Genomic DNA, 16,344 nt, shown 5'->3' with positions numbered 1-16,344 from the left:
GAAGGGTGACCTAGCAAAGGTGATGGACCCAAGGGGTTTCGTACCATTCGCCATTCGCACGCATGACACCGACAGCTTTGCAATCCGGTGCGTCACTTACCGGACTGGACCAGCCGGCCTTGATCGACTGGCCCTTCTTGACCGTCCTGACCTTGCCCTTCAGGACAATATCGTCCGTGTGGAGTTGCAGCTGCGCAGTCACCGCGCCCCCTCCGGTCTTGGTGTACTTGATGCCGGTGAAGAACTTCGAGGACGACTGGCCGATATCCCGCCCGTTATGAGCCTCGAAGGAGAGCCGGCCATTGTCCAGCTCGGTACTCGTGGAGCCACCGGCGTACGCCGCTGTGGCACCCATGGCGGCAAGCAGAGCTCCGCCGACAGCAATGCTTCGAACCGTGTTCCGCGAGAAGAAACTCACGCGTACATCCCCCTTATTCCCCCGGGCACCTCGGCGGTCAAACCGCGATGCCATATTCCCCGAATTCGGCAAGCGCCGCATCGACGCTTAACCATGAGATGATCTTACGCAGGGCCAACCACCCGGGCAAGCGTTTTTCAAGCCGCGGGCGACGGCCTGAATGACCGATACCGAACCGGTCAGAGTCTGGCCAGTTCCTGTGGCTGCGGAGAGTCGAGTTGCCACGCGTTCGCCGATCGTGCGATTCAGACCTACCCATGTCCCGAATTCCCGTCCGGGGCGGGGAGCAATTTTCGAGGCCCGGGGAATTACCCGGCAGCGCTCGCCCCGCAGTCGAGGCCGGTCGGAAGGTGTGGAGCCTGCGACGCGTGGCGCAGTCGTGACATTACCGGTATGCGACAAGGGGGCGCTCGACGGTGTGGGCGCAGGCCCGACCGGGGGCGCGGGAAAGCGGGTGGTCGCTGATGATGCCGAGTGGTTATCGAATCGCAGGCAGAGGGCTGGTTTCGCTTTCTCGGCCGCGGCAAACACGAAGACATGAACAACACCCACGAACCCATGCCCACAAACCACTCCTATGACGGCTATGGGCACAACCGCTCCGGTCTCGGCGCACATCGGGCTGCGCTGATCATCCACACGATCGGCGATGTGGCCGCCGGCTTCCTGGGCCTGTGGATACTGCTGTACCTGCTCGAAGCGAACCAGGGAAATGTCTTCGTCGAATTCGTCCATGGAGTGGCCGACGCGCTCGCTTGGTGGTCGCAGGACATCTTCACCATGGACGGCGAAGGGGTGCGGGTATTCCTCAATTACGGTCTGCCTGCGGGGCTTTACCTGCTGCTGGGGCACGGGATCGCCGCTCGGGTTCGTCGTATCTGACCGGTTCCCGTCACCAAGTGGGCGGCTGGGTCGCGGGCCCCTCCTGGAGTGAGCGGCTTCCCTTGGGGGAGCCGCTCGTTCGCGTCTTTCGGCTGCTGCCTAGCATGAGGGCGTGAAGTCCAGCCGCCTGTTCACCCCGCCACGGGCCGCCGCACAGCGGTGGCGTGTGTGGTGTGTGCTCGGGCTGCTGGCGGGGCTGCTGGGTATGCACGGACTCGGTCCTGCCGTTGCCGCGCCCTCGTCCTCGCACGAGCACCGGATGACCGTGGCGACCGTGGCGGCCACGGTCCAGGCGCACTGCCCCGGGGACAGTGACTGCGGTGGCACCGGGCATGTCCATCACGCGGACTCCACCTGTGCGTCCGCCGCGCTGCACGGGCCGCCCACGCCCCCGGCGCTGACTCCCTCGCTCGACTGCCCCGTACAGCCCGCCGCCGCGGCAGGCGTGGGCGCACCGAGCAAGCGGGACGGCGGACGGGCACCGCCCGATCTGGCCGAACTCCAACTCCTGCGGATCTAGGAACACCCCGACGGCACGCACGCCCCGCTCAAGGGCGCGGTGGCGCCGTTCGGCATGTTCCGATACCGCTGCTTTTTCCAGGAGTTCAGCCAGCCATGAGTAAGTCCAAGTCCCACCGTTCGTTCTCGCGCCGCCTCGTCGTCGTGGCCGCAACCGCCGCCTCCGCGGTGGTGTTGGCCGCCTGTGGCGGCAATGACAGCGGTAGCCACACTGCGCACCGCTCCCCGTCACCGTCCGCCTCTTCGCCCAGCGCCTCGGCCGGCGCGCACAATGCGGCCGATGTGGCGTTCGCGAAGGGGATGATTCCGCACCACCGGCAGGCCGTGGAGATGGCCGACCTGGCTGCCGGACGAGCCTCGTCGAGCCAGGTGAAGGAACTCGCCGCCAAGATCAAGCAAGCTCAGGACCCGGAGATCAAGACCATGTCCGGGTGGCTGACCGCCTGGGGCGAGCAGGTGCCGGAGGAGATGCCCGGCATGGATCACTCCGAGCACTCGGGCTCCTCCGGGCACTCCGGTATGCCGGGCATGGATCACTCGGGCATGCCCGGAATGATGAGCGCGAAGGCGATGGCCGCGCTGAAGAAGAAGTCCGGCAGGGCCTTCGACACGGCCTTCATGGAGATGATGGTCGGGCATCACCGGGGCGCGGTGAAGATGGCGGGCACCGAGAAGGAGAAGGGTGCCTACGGCCCGGCGAAGACGCTGGCCGACGCCGTCATCAAGGCCCAGGAGGCGGAGATCTCGCGGATGAACCGGTTGCTGGGCCGGCCGTAGCAACCGGCAGGGCGTAAGCCGCCTGACCGTTGTCCGTGGGCCCTCCGTGCAGACGGCGGGCCCACGGGCAACGGTCAGGCACCGGCGGCGGAGTGCTCAAGGCGGCGCCCCACCCGGCGGTGCCCCACCCGGCGGTGCCCCCCGGAGCGTGGCCAGCCGGCGGCCGTACTCCTCCTCGTCGATCTCACCGCGGGCGTACCGCTCCGCGAGGATCTGTTCGGCGTGCGGTCCGCCGCGGTGCGCCGGGGGCTCGCCGCGGGTGGGGGCCGCGTGGCCCAGGGCGCGGACGATCAGCAGAGCGATGACGAAGAGCAGCGCCAGGAACAGGAAGATGCTGATCGACATCGCGAGCCAGGCCCACCCGCCGCCATGGCGGCCGTACCAACACAACATCGCCCTCCACCTCCCGCGCGGCGCGGGGTGCGGGCCCGGTGCCCGCAGGGGACCTCGGCTTTCTGCCCTTCCATGGTCTCTCGGTCCGGGGCGGGGAGCCATGGGTGCGCCGCGGAGGCGGAGGTCGCGGGAAGTCCGTAGGCCGGGGCGGTCGTCGTTCCTCGTCAGGCCCCTTTTCTTCACATCATCTCGGCGTCCGCCCGCCGTGAGCGCTACGGTGCAATCCGTGCGCAGCGAGTACACGTTGCGTCACGGATCGACATGTCGTGGCTGCCTGGGCATGCCCGAGTGCCGCCGCGCGTCTGGGGGACTGCATGCACGAGATGACCAAGGGCTCCAATGTCGGCCTGGCAGCCCTGAGCGACGACACCGGCTCCGTGATCGTGAGTCTGAGCTGGAGCAGCGCGGCGGGGGCGGGGGACGCCGATGTGTCCGTACTGCTGCTGGGCGGCAACGGCAAGGTGCGCAGTGATGCCGACTTCTTCTTCTACAACAACCCGGCCTCCCCCGACGGCAGTGTGCAGCTGCTGGGCAAGACACCGACCGGCAGTGGCAGTGAGGACCGCATCAGCCTCGATCTGACCGCGATGCCGCCCGAGGTGGACCGCGCGGTGCTGGCGGCCAGTCAGTACGGCGACGCCCGCTTCGGGGAGCTGGACGATCTGCGGCTGACGCTCGCCGATCGTGCGGGTGAGGCGCTGTTGGGCTACACCATCGCCGGGGCCACCACGGAGAGCGCGTTCCTGTTCGGTGAGCTCTACCGGCGGGGCGAGGAGTGGAAGTTCCGGGCCATCGGCCAGGGTTACGAGACCGGGCTGGCAGGGCTGGCCACGGACTTCGGTATCGATGTGGACGAGGGGAGCGAGGAGAGCGGCGAGAGCGACGGCCTGCCTGCGGAGGGGGCCGTGGTGGAGGAGGTGTCCGCGGGCAAGGTGCTGCGAGCGCCGGCTGCCGCTCCGGGGGTGGCGCTGCCCGTGCAGGCGGCACGTGCGACGGCGCCGGACGGGGTCGCGGCGGCCCGCGCCCGGCGTCCGCGTACCGCCAAGAAGAAGGTCACGCTGCCCAAGGCGGAGAAGAAGTCGCTGGCCGAGAACGACAGTTGGCAGGCCGCACGGCTCTTTCCCGCGGGCTCGCTGAAGAGCGACCGGGAGCGGGAGGGCCGGGCCACGTCCGTGCTGCTGTCGGTCATGGCCGAGGTTCCGGAGTTCGGCCGGCGGCTCACCGCCGCGTTCGGGGCGCCGGCCGGCCGGATGCAGACGTTCACCGAGGTCGCGCTGCCGCACGGGGACAGCCCCAAGCGGCCGGACGGGGTGATCCGGGTGGAGCGTGCGGGCAAGTTGTGGACCGCGCTGGTGGAGACGAAGACGAACGGGAATCCGCTGCGGTCCGAGCAGGTCCAGAACTACCTGGACATCGCGGCCCGTCGTGGCTACGAGGCGGTGATCACGCTCTCCAACGACGTGGCCCTGGAAGGCCGTCCGCTGGTGCAGGTCAAGACGGACGGGCGGCGTAAGCACAAGGTCGCGCTGTGGCATCTGTCGTGGGCCGAGGTCACCTACCAGGCGCAGACGCTGATCCGGCACGAGGGCGTCGGCAATGCCGCCCATGCCTGGCTCCTTCAGGAGCTTCTGCACTACCTCCAACACGAGAACTCCGGCTGCCACGGCTTTCAGAACATGGGCCCGGCCTGGGTGCCGGTGCGCAACGGCATCGATACGGAGACGCTCTGCCGGGGGGACGCCCGCGCGGTGGAGGTCGTGGAGAGCTGGGAGCGGCTCATCCGGCAGGTCTGCCTCCGGCTGGGCGGGGAACTCGGCCAGAAGGCGCTGCCGGTACAGCGCGGCAGGCGCGGCACCGATCCGCAGGACCGGCGGGCCGTGCTCGCCGACCGGCTGTGTGACGAGGGCCGGCTGTCCGCCGAATTGCGCATCGACGGTGCGCCCGGGGTGCTCGCCCTCACCGCCGATCTGCGGACCGGCAAGCTCCGCACCTCCATCGACGTCCCGGCCCCTGAAGGCGGTTATCCGCTCACGTCCGCCAAGCGGCTGATCCGGCTCCTGGCCAAGGCGCCCGCGGACCTCCATGTCGAGACCCTCGTCGAGGGGGACAACGGCCCCCGCGGCACCCTGGAACGGCTGCGTCCGGAACCGGCCGACATGCTGCCCAAGGGAGGGGACCCGATCACCGGTTTCCGGCTGTCGCTGTTCAAGGGCATGGGTGCCACGCGGGGCAGCGCCGCCTCCGGATTCATCCGTAGCGTCGATGAGGCCGTGGACCAGTTCTACGCGAGCGTGGTCGCTCAACTGCCGCCGCCCGAACGGCGGGCCGCCCGTGCCTCGGACGGGGTGGGCTGACCTCCGTCACGGGTTCCCCGGCCGCCACCCCCTACGCCCTCACCGCCCGGAGCCCCCCTGCGACTCCGGTACCGACTCGCCCTCTTCCTCGTGCTGTACGGCTGCGTTCACGGCCTCGGGGGGCATGGCGAGGTGTACTGCGGTGTAGTGGATGGCCAGGCTGAAGACGATCACGATGGCCAGGTCCCACCAGTCGGGGAGCGTTTCGGTGCCGCCGTAGCGACCGAGGCGGCCGATGAGGATCATGCCGGCCAGCCAGGGCCAGACCCACAGGGCGGAGCGGGCGCGCAGGCCGCTGCGTTCGGCTGACGGGATGCCGCGGCGGGTGAGGGCGAGGAAGACGAAGCCGAGCAGGGCGGCGATGCCGAGTTTCCAGTCGGCCTCGTAGCCGGACCAGTAGAAGATCAGGTTGGCGAAGACGAAGCCGAGCGGGGCCATGACCGGTCCGGCGGGGAGCCGGTAGGGGCGGTTGCGGCCGCCGTCCTGGAGGCGGAGGGCGTGCAGTGACACCGGTGCGAACGCGTACATGATCGCCGCTGCCGAGGTGACCAGGCCCACCAGGGCCTGCCAGCTGGGGAACGGCAGGAAGGCGAGTTCGCCGACCACGAAGGCGAGCAGGGTCGAGATGACGGGGACCCGGCTGCGGCCGACCTGGGTGAGGGGCTGCGGCAGCACCCGCTCGCGTCCCATGGCGTAGGAGAGGCGCGCGGCGCCCGCCATGTAGACGAGGCCGGTGCCTGCCGGGGAGATGACGGCGTCGACGTAGAGGATGGTCGCCAGCCAGCCGGCGCCGACGGTGGTGGCGAGGGTGGCGTAGGGGCCGAAGTTGCCGGCCCCTACGGGGTTGTCCCAGCCGCGGGACAGGGCGTCGGGGGCCAGGGCGGCGATGAAGGCGATCTGGAGGAGGAGGTAGAGCGCGGTGCCGACGGCCATGGCCACGACCACCGCGCGGGAGATGTCGCGCTGTGGATTGCGGGCCTCACCGGCCAGCTGGATGGCCTGCTCGAAGCCCAGCAGGGCGAACACCACTCCGGCGGGCAGGGCCGCGAAGACACCGTGTGCCCCGTGGGGGGCGAAGCCGCCGCCGGCGGTGAAGTTCGAGGCGTGGAAGGACAGCGTCATCAGGACGATGACGGTCAGCAGGGGTACGGCCGTCTTGAACACGGCGGTGACCGAGTTGATCCCGGCCATCAGCCGGACCCCGAGGACGTTGATCACCGTGAAGAGCATCATGAAGACGGTGCCGATCAGCAGGCCCGGGGTGGTGAGGGTGCCGTTGGGGTGCAGCATCTGCACCCGGTCGTGGATCCAGCCGATGCGGTCCAGGTAGGAGAGCGTGGCCTCGACCTCGATGGGGGAGATCAGTACCGACCGCAGCCAGGACATCCAGCCAGCGGTGAAGCCGGTCAGCGGGCCGAAGGCGAAGAACGGGAACCGGGCGGTGCCGCCCGCGATCGGGTAGGTGGCGCCCAGCTCCGCGTGGGCCAGTGCGAGCACGGCGAGCATCGCGGCGGCGAGCACCCAGGAGATCAGCGAGGCCGGGCCGGCGATGACGGCGGTGGTGAGCGCGCCCAGCAGCCAGCCCGAGCCGATGATCGACCCCAGGGAGAGGAACATCAGCCCCCAGAATCCGACCGCCCGGCGCAGATGACGGCCACCGCCCGCGCTCTCGCTCCCCGCTACGGCTGCCTTGCTCACGCGCGCTCCTGGTTCACCGGGCCGGCTTCGTCCTGGGACGCGGGCCTCGCGCTGCCGGCGCGCGGCGCGTCGCCCGTATACGGAGAGTCAACGCACGGTGGCGCGTCAGGTTCCGGTCTGGGCGGGGAGTTCCCTCGTCGGGCCGTGTGGGCCGTGCCGGGTGGGTGGGCGCTGTGGGGCGGGCGCGGGGCCGTGTGGGCGCTTGTCCGGTCTGGAGCGCGGGGTGGGAGCGGGGCCCCGGCGGACTGGGCGCGGCGGCGCTTCTGGTTACCGCCAGTGACTGCTTGACGGGTGGGCGAGGGGGTGGGGGGAGCCGTTGCGGGGCGGGGGGTGGGCGTGGAAGAGGGTGGCGTAGAGGCCGTGGCCGACGAGGAGTTGGGCGTGGGTGCCCGACTCCACCAGGCGTCCCTCGTCCAGGACCAGGATGCGGTCGGCGTCCGTGGCGAGGTCCAGGTCGTGTGTGATCACGATGGTGGTGCGGCCCTCGGCGAGGCGCCGCAGGGGCCCGAGGATGCGCTGGGTGGCGAGGGTGTCCAGGCCGGTGGTGGGCTCGTCGAGGACGAGTACGGGGGCGTCGCGGAGCATGGCCCGTGCGATGGCGACGCGCTGGAGCTGGCCGCCGGAGAGCCGTGAGGTGCCGGGCGCGATGACGGTCCGGTAGCCGTCGGGGAGGGCGGCGATGAACACCTCGGCGTCGGCGGCGCGGGCGGCGCGGACAACATCGCCGTGGGTCACGTCGTCCCGCCCGCAGGCGATGTTCTCCTCCACGGTGTCGTGCAGGACGAGGGTCTCCTGGGGCAGCAAAGTGATGTTGCGGCGCAGGCGGTCGAGCGGCATCCGGTTCACGGGGATGCCGTCGAGCCGGATGCTGCCGGCATCCGGGTCGTAGAACCGCAGCAGCAGGGCGGCGAGCGTCGATTTGCCGGCGCCGCTGGGCCCGGTGATCACCACCAGTTCCCCGGGGACCGCGCTGAACGAGAAGTCCTGGAGGACCTCGGTCTCGCTGCCGGGGTAGTGGAAGTGCACCTGGCAGGCTTCCACCGCGCCGACCGCGCGGCTCGGTGCCGGGAGGACGGTGGCGGGGTCCGGGTCGGTGACGGCGGGGCGGGAGTCGAGGATCTCCAGCAGCCGCTCGGACCCGGCGGTCGCCTCGGTGACCGTCAGCCCCAGCTGGCCGAGGTCGCGGATCGGCGGGTAGAGGTAGCCGACGAAGGCCGCGAAGGCCAGCAGCTCGCCGAGCGTCATCCGCCCCGCGGAGATCTCCCACGCGCCGAGGCCGATGATGGCCAGGACGCAGAGTGTCTCGAGGACCTCGACGATCTGCTCGTACAGCTCGTTGAGGCGGGCGCTGGTCACCGACGCCCGCAGCCAGCGGCGGGCCTCGCGGCCGAGCCGTTCCTGTTCGTCGCGCTGCCGGTTGTAGGCCTGCGTCAGGACGACGTTGACCAGCCCTTCCTCGACCACCGAGGTGATGGCGCCGTCGGCCGCGCGCTCCCGGCGGGAGACCTCCTTGACCCGGCCGGTGAAACGGCGGGTGGCGATCCAGAAGAGCGGGGCCAGGGCGAAGGTGACCAGGGCCATGTCCCAGCGCAGCCAGAACGCGGCACCGGCGTAGAAGATGACGCCGAACCCGGCGGTGGCCGCCTGGACCAGCCCGCTGACCACCAGCTGCTCGATGGCGTCCACATCGCCGGTCATCCGCTCGACCAGGTCACCGCGGCGGTTGCGCTGGAAGAAGTGCGGCGGCAGCTTCTGGAGGTGGGCGAAGACGCGGGCCCGCAGCCGCATCACGAAGCGCTCGGCCGTCCAGGCGGCGAGCGAGTTGCCCAGATACCCCACCACCCCGCCGGCGACGGCCACGCCCAGCCACAGACCGGCCGGTGCCCAGAAAGCGCTGACCGAGCCCTTCTGAAGAGCGTTGTCGGTGAGTTGGGCGAAGACCAGGATGGCCACGGTCTCCGTGAACGCGGCCAGGATGGCGCTCAGACAGACCAGCAGGATCCAGCGCCGGTCGCCCCGGGTCAGCGGCCAGAAGCGCCGTACCGATTCCTTGAACCCCACCCGCCTGGTGCGGATCGGGGCATCCGCCACGAGCCCGCTCCCCAGGACCCGGTCCGCGCCGGACTCCAGGGGCGGCCGCGCCGCTGCCCGCGGTCCGGCCGCGGAGAGGGCGGACGCGTCACCGTCCTGCTTCGATACGGAGGACCCCTGTCCCACAGGCGGTGGCTCCGTGCCGGGTTGGGGCGACGCTGCACGGCGCTCCTGGCGCCGGCGTGAGCTGCGAAGGTGCATGGTCGCTACGTCGAATCGTCGCTGCTCGGGCGGTTGGCCGGGACCGGAGAGGGGCCCCGCACACCAACGAGGCGGACCCGCGCGGTACGCGAGCCTGCCTCGGACTCAGGTTTTTGAGTCAGTAGTGACGACGCCTGCGCAGATACCTGCGTCCACGCCTCCTGCGGCGCCGACGGCGGCCGTTGTCGTGGTCGTGGTCGTAGTCGTCGTCGCCGTGCCTACGCCTTTTGGGGAAGACATTCCGGAAGCTCATTCTCGCCTCCTAGGATTTTGTTCTCTGTTGGTCGAACCGTTACCGGTTACGACAACTCCCAAGCTACGACGCTCACCTGTCTCCAACAAGGCGATTTGCGTGAAAATTCAGACATAAGCCAAGATTTTTAGCAATCACGGCAAAGCGTGCTGAATCGTCACTCTCCGGATACCGTGGGAGGAGAGCGCGACAGGCCGGTCCGGGCGCCCTTAGCGGCGGCCCCACCAAGCCCGCCCGGGCGCCACTGAACCGGCACCGTCGCCGTCGGTTCAGGTCGCGCTGAGCGCCACCGTCGGATGCAGCCGGGAGGCCCGTACGGCCGGATAGAGACCGGCGATCACCCCGATCACGAGCGTGGCGCCCAGACCGCCGGCCAGGGACCAGGGCGGTACGACGGTGGTCCACCCCTGCGCACGGGCGAAGGCGAAGGTGGCGGCGGCGCCGAGGGCCGCGCCCGCCAGCCCGCCGAGCGCCGACAACAGCAGCGACTCGGTGAGGAATTGGATCCGGATCGAGCCGCGCGTCGCGCCCAGGGCACGGCGCAGCCCGATCTCCTGACGGCGTTCCAGCACCGAGATCACCATGGTGTTGGCCACGCCCACCCCGCCGACGAGCAGCGCCACCGCGCCCAGGCCGAGCATCAGTGACGTCAGCCCCTCGTTGGTGGCGGCCTTGGCCGCGAGGGCGTCGGAGGGCCGGGAGACCTTCACCCCGCTCTCGTTGCCCGGAGCGACGGTGCGGGCCAGGACCCCCTGGACCGCCTCGACCGAGGCGTCCGTGGACCGCTCGAAGACCGTGGTCGGATGGCCGTCGAAGCCCAAGTAGCGCTCGGCGGAGGGGTATCCGACCAGGGCAATCCGGTCCAGGGTCGGCACCAGCTCGATGGGGGCGAGGATGCCGGTGACGACGTACCAGCGGTCGTTCAGCAGGATCTTGGCGCCGGGTTCGGTGATCCCGAGGCGGTCGGCGGCCACCGAGCCCAGCACGACCGTGGGCAGCCGTTCACTGGCGCGGTTCAGCCAGTTCCCCTGATCCACCCGGGCGTTGAGGGCGTCCAGCAGATCGGGGCGGGCGGCCTGGACGGTGACACCGGACGCCAGCTCCTCCGGGACGGCATCGCTGCGCCGCACCCGGGCGTCGACCGCGCCGGTGGCGGTGGCGTGCTCGACCGGGCCGATCCGTTCGACCATCGCCACCGCGCTCTTGGGGAATTTGATCTCGTCGCCCATCGCGTCCCGGCCCGCCTCGGCGGTGAGCAGGTTGGTGCCGAGCCGGTCCAGCCGGTCGAGCAGATCGGCGCGGCTGGACGTGGACAGCCCGATGACCGCGACCATCGTGGCGATACCGATCGCGATGCCCAGGGCGGACAGCACGACCCGGGCACGGCGGCTGCGCAGGCCCTCGGCGCCGACCCGCAGCACGTCGGCCGGGGAGAGCCGGGCCGCGCGGAGTGCGGGGCCGCTCATCGGGTCACCTCCTCGGTGGGCTCCAACGGGGAGCCGGGTGCGGCCGGGACGGCACCGGAGTCGTCGACGATCTCGCCGTCGCGGAAGCGGATACGGCGGGGCAGCGAGTCGGCGATGTCGTGGTCGTGGGTGATCACGCAGACCGTCCGGCCGGCCGCGTGCAGATCGCGGATGAGGTTCATGACCAGCGCGCCGGAGACGGTGTCCAGCGCACCGGTCGGTTCGTCCGCGAGCAGCAGATCGGGTTCGCCGACCAGCGCGCGGGCGATCGCCACCCGCTGCTTCTCACCGCCCGAGAGCTGATGGGCGAGGTGGCCGATGCGGTGCCCGAGCCCCACCTCTTCCAGGGCCGTACGGGCCCGGGACCGGCGCTCGCGCAGGCCCGTGCCGCCGTACAGCAGCCCGTCGGCGACGTTGTCCTGGGCGCTGCGGCCGGGGGCGAGGTGGAAGTGCTGGAAGACGAAGCCGATGTGCCGGGCGCGCAGCGCGGAGAGCTGGGCGTCGGACAGCCGGCTGACGTCGTACCCGGCCACCCGGACCTCGCCCGAGGTGGCCCGGTCGAGGGTGCCGAGGAGGTTGAGCAGAGTGGATTTGCCGGAGCCGGACGGGCCGACGATGGCGGTCAGTTCGCCGCGCTCCACCCGGAGGTCCACGCCCCGCAGGGCGTGCACCCCGCCCGGGTACGTCTTGGTGGCCGCGCGCAGTTCGATCACGGCTGGGGTCATTGCTCGGCCGTCCCGACCTTCATGCCCTCGCGCAGACCGGAACCGCTGACCTCGATCCGGCCGTCGGCCGACAGCCCCGCCTCGACCTGCACCGTGCGCTTCTTGCCGCCGTCGACGAGGTCCAGCCCGTAGCCGCCCTCGCGCAGCGCGACGAGCGCCTCCACCGGAACCGTCAGCACGTCCTTACGGCTCTCGCTGACGAACTTCACGCTGAGCGTGCCCTGCCGGTCCTTCTCCTTGAGCTCGCCGCCGCCGTCGAGGGTGATCTCGACCTCGACGCCACTGTCCTTGGACGAGCCGCCGACGGCACCCCCCTCGGCGTCCCCGGCGCTCTCGGGCACCACGGTCCCGCTGACCTTGCCGCGCCGGGTGCCGCCGCTGGGCAGGGAGATCTCCACCTTGGTGTCCTTGGCCGCCAGCGCACGGTCGGCCTCGTCGAGCGAGGCCCGCACGACGGGCTTGGTGGAGGCGACCTTCAGGACCGTCTTGTCCGGACCGATCCCGTCGGCGAGGGCGGCGTCGGCGGAGACCACCCGCACGGGGCCGCGCTGGAAGACGACGTCCCCCTTGCCGACCTCACCGTTGGCCTCGATCACGCCGAGGGACTTCTGCCACGCCTTGACGGCCGCCTTGGTCGCCGCGTCGAAGCGGATGTCCACATACAGGCCGGAACCGAAGCCCAGATCGCGGAGGTTGCGCTCCAGCTGGAGGACGTCCGGGCCGCGGTCGCCGGTCTTCATCGTGCGGAACATCGGGGTCGAGCCGTAGAGGAGCACCACCGGGCGGGCGTCGCGCTCGTACAGCCGCTGCCCGAGCGCGACGGTCCTGCCCACGTCGGCGGCCTTGGTGATGGTGCCCTCCACGGGGGACTTCACCGCCCGGCGCTGTGCGTAGTCCAGCTGTCCGTCGACGGTCTTGCTCTGGACGAGGTCGGTCCGGGTGATCTCGGTGGTGCCGGCCGGTGCCTTCGCCTTCCGGGCGGCGGCCGCGGTGTCCTTGCCCGTATTGGTGGCGATCATGACACCGGCGGTGACGGCGGTCGCGGTGAGCGCGGCCGCCACCGCGATCCCCCACCGGCGGCCCTTTCGCGGCTCGCTCACTGCATGCCGTCCAGGCCGTCGAGCAGCTTGTCCTTGCACGCCTGGCGGGCCTGCTTGTAGGTGGGCGAATCCGGCGAGACCTCCGGCGAGGCGGGGTTGGGGTCACCGCCGGGGATGACATTGCCGTCCTGGAGCTGCGGGTTGGTGAACTTCGATACGCCGTTGGCCCGCATGCACTTGGCGTGCGCGAGCATCGACTCGTATTCCTTCTGGGTGTCGCGGCGCGGCTCCAGCTTCGAGGCCTTCGTCATGTCGCTGGTGCATTCGCCCTCCGCACCGCCCTTGGATATCTCGTCCTTGCCCGTCCGCTCGATGAGATCGTCGATCTTCGCCCAGTCGAGATAGCCGCTCAGCTTGGGGTCGGGGAAGTCCTTGTCGACCTCCTTGCGCATGCACTGGACGTACTTCATCTGTGCGTCGTAGAACGCGCTCTTGCCCTGGGCCCCGCCGCCCGGGGACGCGTCGCCGCCGTCCTTGGAGCGGCTGGCAGCGGGGGCGTCACTGACGGAGGCGACGCCGTCATCGGACGACTCGGTGCCACCGCAGGCGGTGGTCAGGGCGAGGACGGGGACGGCGAGCAGCAGCGCGAGGCGTGCGGCACGGGAGCGGGGGCGGGTCTTCTGCGTCATGCGGCCAATTTCCGGGCCGGAGTTGGTGGCCGCTCCATCGCCGCATGATGAGAACGTAACAATGCCGCCGGACCGCATCTCACCCTGTGGATAACCCCTGAGCTGCACAAACCCTCGCCCATACTCGGTCTTATGCCGCATGTGCTGCTGATCGAGGACGACACCTCCGTACGCGACGGGATGGAGCTGGTGCTCCGCCGGCACGGCCACGAGGTCGATGCCGTCGGCACCGGCGAGGCGGGTCTGGAGCTGCTGTCCCGCCCGCGGGCCGGGGGCATCGAGATCGCGGTGGTCGATCTGATGCTGCCCGGTATCGACGGCTTCGAGGTCTGCCGCCGCATCCGCGGCCGGGGCCAGTTGCCGATCATCATGCTCACCTCCCGCGGCGACGATCTGGACGTGGTCAGCGGGCTGGAGGCGGGCGCCGACGACTATGTGGTCAAGCCGATCACCGGCCGGGTGCTGGAGGCCCGTATCCGGGCGGCGCTGCGACGGGCCGGCCCGGTGGCGCGCACGGACACCGACGACTTCGCCGGGCTCGTCATCGACCGGGCCGGCCTGAGCGTCACCAAGCACGGCACCCCGGTTCCCCTGCCGCCCACGGAACTGCGGCTGCTGCTGGAGCTGTCGGCCGCCCCCGGCCGGGTCTTCAGCCGGGAGCAGCTGCTGACATCCGTCTGGGAGCACGACTTCCTGGGCGACTCCCGGCTGGTGGACGCGGCGGTCGGGCGGCTGCGCGCCAAGCTGGAGGACCTTCCCGCCAAACCGCGCTACATCCAGACGGTGCGCGGTTTCGGCTATCGCTTCGGTCCGGTGTGAGCGCGATGCGGACGAGGACGAGGAGCCGGGGGAAGCCCGCCGCGGCGGCGGCCGCGGGGTCCGCTGCGCGGTTCCGTCCGCGGCTGCCGCGGCTCGACGGGCTCCGCGGCCGGCTCGTCATCACCGTCGTCGTGGTCGCCCTGATCAGCGCGGTCACGGCCACCGGGCTGGCGTACCAGGAATCGCGGGACGCGGTCCTCAAGCGGGCGCAGAGCGCCGCCGTCGAGGATTTCCGCAACCGCGTCGACCGGCTCGCGGCGGAGCTCGATGTCCCCACCGACCCCCGCACCATGGCCCGGTTCGCGTCCGATGTCTCGTCCGGCCTGCGCGGCTCCCTGGTCGTCGCCCAGTACCGCGACTACACCGCCTCCTCCGACCCGTCCGCCGACCGCACCCGGATCACCCCCGAGCTGCGCGCGGCCGTGCGCACCCAGTCCCGGATCTCGCTCCAGCGGGTGCAGCACGGCGGGAAGCCCTGGCTGGTGCTCGGCGCCCCGGTCGGCCTGGACTCCGCAGGTCCGCGCGGCAGCGCCGGCCGGCTGTCCGGGGTCGAGGTATTCGCGGTCGTGTCGCTGGCGGAGGAGGCACGCGACACCGCCGATCTGGTGCGCAGTGTGCAGAGCGGCCTGGTGCCCGTGCTGCTGCTGTCCGCGGTCCTGGCGCTGCTCGCGGCCCGTACGGTGCTGCGGCCGGTGCGCAGACTGGCGCGCGCCACCCGCCGGCTGGCCACCGGCGAACTGACCATCCGGGTCGAGGAGAAGGGCCGCGACGAACTCGCCGAACTCGCCCACACCTTCAACGAGACGGCCGGTGCGCTGGAGCACTCCGTGGGCGAACTGCGCGCACAGGAGGCACTGGCCCGCCGCTTCGTCGCCGATGTCTCCCATGAGCTGCGCACCCCGCTGGCGGCCATGACCATGGTCTCCAGCGTCCTGGAGGAGGACGCCGACCAGCTCACCCCCGACGCCGCGCACGCCGCCCGTACGGTCAGCGCGGAAACCGCCAGGCTGGCCCGGCTGGTCGACGACCTCATCGAGATATCCCGCTTCGACGCCCGCGCCGTGGCGCTCACGGTGCACGAGGTGGATCTGGCCGAGGCGGTGCGCGGCACGCTCGCGGCCCGCGGCTGGACCGACCGGGTCGAGGCCGATCTCCCGCCGGGCATCCGGGCCCGGCTCGACCGCCGCCGGCTCGATGTCATCGTCGCCAACCTCGTCGGCAACGCCCTCCGGCACGGTGCCCCGCCGGTGACCGTCACCGTGCGGGCGGCGGACGGGCAGCTCACCCTCGCGGTCGCGGACCACGGCCCGGGGCTGGCCCCCGAGGCCGCCCCGCATGTCTTCGACCGCTTCTACAAGGCCGACAGCGCCCGCACCCGCTCCGAGGGCAGCGGCCTGGGAATGGCCATCGCCCTGGAGAACGCCCGGCTGCACGGCGGCACGATCGAACTCGCGCCCCCGGCGCCGGATGTCGGCGCCGTCTTCGTCCTCCGCCTCCCCCACCGTACGGAATCCGCCTCATGACGCCTGCGCGCGCCGCCCTCACCTGCTGTGTGCTCGCCCTCGCCGCCACCGGCTGCGGCATCCGTCCCACCGGCGTCACGGACGGCGGCACCGCCCCTTCGGGGATCTCGCAGGGCATGCGGATCTACTTCGCCTCCGACCGCGGTCCGCGCGGAGTGGCCCGGCCCGACCGGACAATCGATCAACTCGACGATGTCTTCAAGCTGTTGTTCAGCGGACCGTCCCCGGCCGAGCGGGACGAGGGGCTGACCAATGTCCTCCCGGAGGTCGGCTACCGCGCCACCGCCCACCGGGGCCATGTCACCGTCACCGCCCCGCGCTTCGGCTTCACCTCCCCCCAGGACCAGGGCACCGGCCAGTTGGTCTGCACCCTCGCCCGGGCCGAGGTCCTCCTCCACGGCACCCGTCCGGACAAGGTCCAGGTGACCATCGTCGGCGAGCGGGGACGCGCCGGGCCGTACCAGTGCCAGCAGTTCCTGGCGCCCTGAAGCCCCCG

At 71.0% G+C, this 16,344-nt stretch carries 16 protein-coding genes; 7 read left to right on the top strand and 9 right to left on the bottom strand.

The window, feature by feature from the left end:
• Positions 1-10: 10 nt before the first annotated feature.
• Complete coding sequence (locus CP981_RS21045) at positions 11-418, bottom strand: hypothetical protein (protein ID WP_143659046.1); 408 nt, start codon at positions 416-418, stop codon at positions 11-13.
• Between the two features lie 537 nt (positions 419-955).
• Here CP981_RS21045 and CP981_RS21040 point away from each other — a divergent pair.
• From CP981_RS21040 to CP981_RS21030, 3 genes are all read left to right on the top strand, one after another.
• Positions 956-1,300, top strand: coding sequence for a hypothetical protein (locus tag CP981_RS21040; protein ID WP_107429597.1), 345 nt, complete (start codon positions 956-958; stop codon positions 1,298-1,300).
• 112 nt (positions 1,301-1,412) lie between these two features.
• On the top strand, positions 1,413-1,820 hold the full coding sequence (locus CP981_RS21035) for a DUF6153 family protein (protein WP_244329727.1): 408 nt from the start codon (positions 1,413-1,415) through the stop codon (positions 1,818-1,820).
• 95 nt (positions 1,821-1,915) lie between these two features.
• Complete coding sequence (locus CP981_RS21030; protein ID WP_085927801.1) at positions 1,916-2,596, top strand: DUF305 domain-containing protein; 681 nt, start codon at positions 1,916-1,918, stop codon at positions 2,594-2,596.
• Positions 2,597-2,692: 96 nt separating this feature from the next.
• Here the strand turns inward: CP981_RS21030 and CP981_RS21025 are convergent, their stop codons facing one another.
• Entirely contained in the window at positions 2,693-2,989 is a 297-nt protein-coding gene (locus CP981_RS21025; RefSeq protein WP_085927800.1) for an SHOCT domain-containing protein, read from the bottom strand.
• Positions 2,990-3,303: 314 nt separating this feature from the next.
• On the opposite strand from CP981_RS21025, the gene CP981_RS21020 reads away from it, so the two are divergent.
• Positions 3,304-5,343, top strand: coding sequence for a TerD family protein (locus CP981_RS21020; protein ID WP_085927799.1), 2,040 nt, complete (start codon positions 3,304-3,306; stop codon positions 5,341-5,343).
• Between the two features lie 39 nt (positions 5,344-5,382).
• Here the strand turns inward: CP981_RS21020 and CP981_RS21015 are convergent, their stop codons facing one another.
• The 7 genes from CP981_RS21015 to CP981_RS20990 form a co-directional block, all read right to left on the bottom strand.
• Positions 5,383-7,041, bottom strand: coding sequence for an APC family permease (locus CP981_RS21015; protein WP_244329726.1), 1,659 nt, complete (start codon positions 7,039-7,041; stop codon positions 5,383-5,385).
• Between the two features lie 267 nt (positions 7,042-7,308).
• Positions 7,309-9,258: an ABC transporter ATP-binding protein gene (locus CP981_RS21010; protein WP_425282146.1), complete on the bottom strand. Its 1,950-nt coding sequence runs from the start codon at positions 9,256-9,258 to the stop codon at positions 7,309-7,311.
• A 193-nt stretch (positions 9,259-9,451) separates the two neighbouring features.
• Positions 9,452-9,586 (bottom strand): hypothetical protein, encoded by a 135-nt coding sequence (locus tag CP981_RS39210; protein ID WP_280116718.1) that lies wholly within the window; start codon positions 9,584-9,586, stop codon positions 9,452-9,454.
• Positions 9,587-9,855: 269 nt separating this feature from the next.
• Positions 9,856-11,052: an ABC transporter permease gene (locus CP981_RS21005; RefSeq protein WP_085928091.1), complete on the bottom strand. Its 1,197-nt coding sequence runs from the start codon at positions 11,050-11,052 to the stop codon at positions 9,856-9,858.
• Positions 11,049-11,777 carry an ABC transporter ATP-binding protein gene (locus CP981_RS21000; protein WP_085928090.1) on the bottom strand — a complete coding sequence of 243 codons (729 nt, stop codon included), beginning with the start codon at positions 11,775-11,777 and terminating at the stop codon, positions 11,049-11,051. Before CP981_RS21000 ends, CP981_RS21005 begins: the two co-directional genes overlap by 4 nt.
• Complete coding sequence (locus CP981_RS20995) at positions 11,774-12,796, bottom strand: peptidoglycan-binding protein (protein WP_085928092.1); 1,023 nt, start codon at positions 12,794-12,796, stop codon at positions 11,774-11,776. The genes CP981_RS21000 and CP981_RS20995 overlap by 4 nt, the downstream gene beginning before the upstream one ends.
• A 77-nt stretch (positions 12,797-12,873) precedes the next feature.
• Entirely contained in the window at positions 12,874-13,506 is a 633-nt protein-coding gene (locus tag CP981_RS20990; protein ID WP_085928089.1) for a hypothetical protein, read from the bottom strand.
• Positions 13,507-13,638: 132 nt separating this feature from the next.
• Here CP981_RS20990 and CP981_RS20985 point away from each other — a divergent pair, with 132 nt between their 5' ends.
• The 3 genes from CP981_RS20985 to CP981_RS20975 are packed head-to-tail and all read left to right on the top strand — an operon-like array spanning position 13,639 to position 16,336.
• Positions 13,639-14,325: a response regulator transcription factor gene (locus CP981_RS20985; RefSeq protein ID WP_085928088.1), complete on the top strand. Its 687-nt coding sequence runs from the start codon at positions 13,639-13,641 to the stop codon at positions 14,323-14,325.
• Positions 14,326-14,330: 5 nt separating this feature from the next.
• Positions 14,331-15,848 (top strand): sensor histidine kinase, encoded by a 1,518-nt coding sequence (locus CP981_RS20980; protein WP_085928087.1) that lies wholly within the window; start codon positions 14,331-14,333, stop codon positions 15,846-15,848.
• On the top strand, positions 15,845-16,336 hold the full coding sequence (locus CP981_RS20975; RefSeq protein WP_085928086.1) for a GerMN domain-containing protein: 492 nt from the start codon (positions 15,845-15,847) through the stop codon (positions 16,334-16,336). Before CP981_RS20980 ends, CP981_RS20975 begins: the two co-directional genes overlap by 4 nt.
• The last annotated feature ends 8 nt before the right edge of the window (positions 16,337-16,344 follow it).

The organism is Streptomyces platensis (assembly GCF_008704855.1).
In the GTDB taxonomy this organism is placed as follows: domain Bacteria; phylum Actinomycetota; class Actinomycetes; order Streptomycetales; family Streptomycetaceae; genus Streptomyces; species Streptomyces platensis.
Note: the sequence above shows the minus strand (reverse complement) of the source record. Positions and strands in the feature narration are given on the sequence as shown.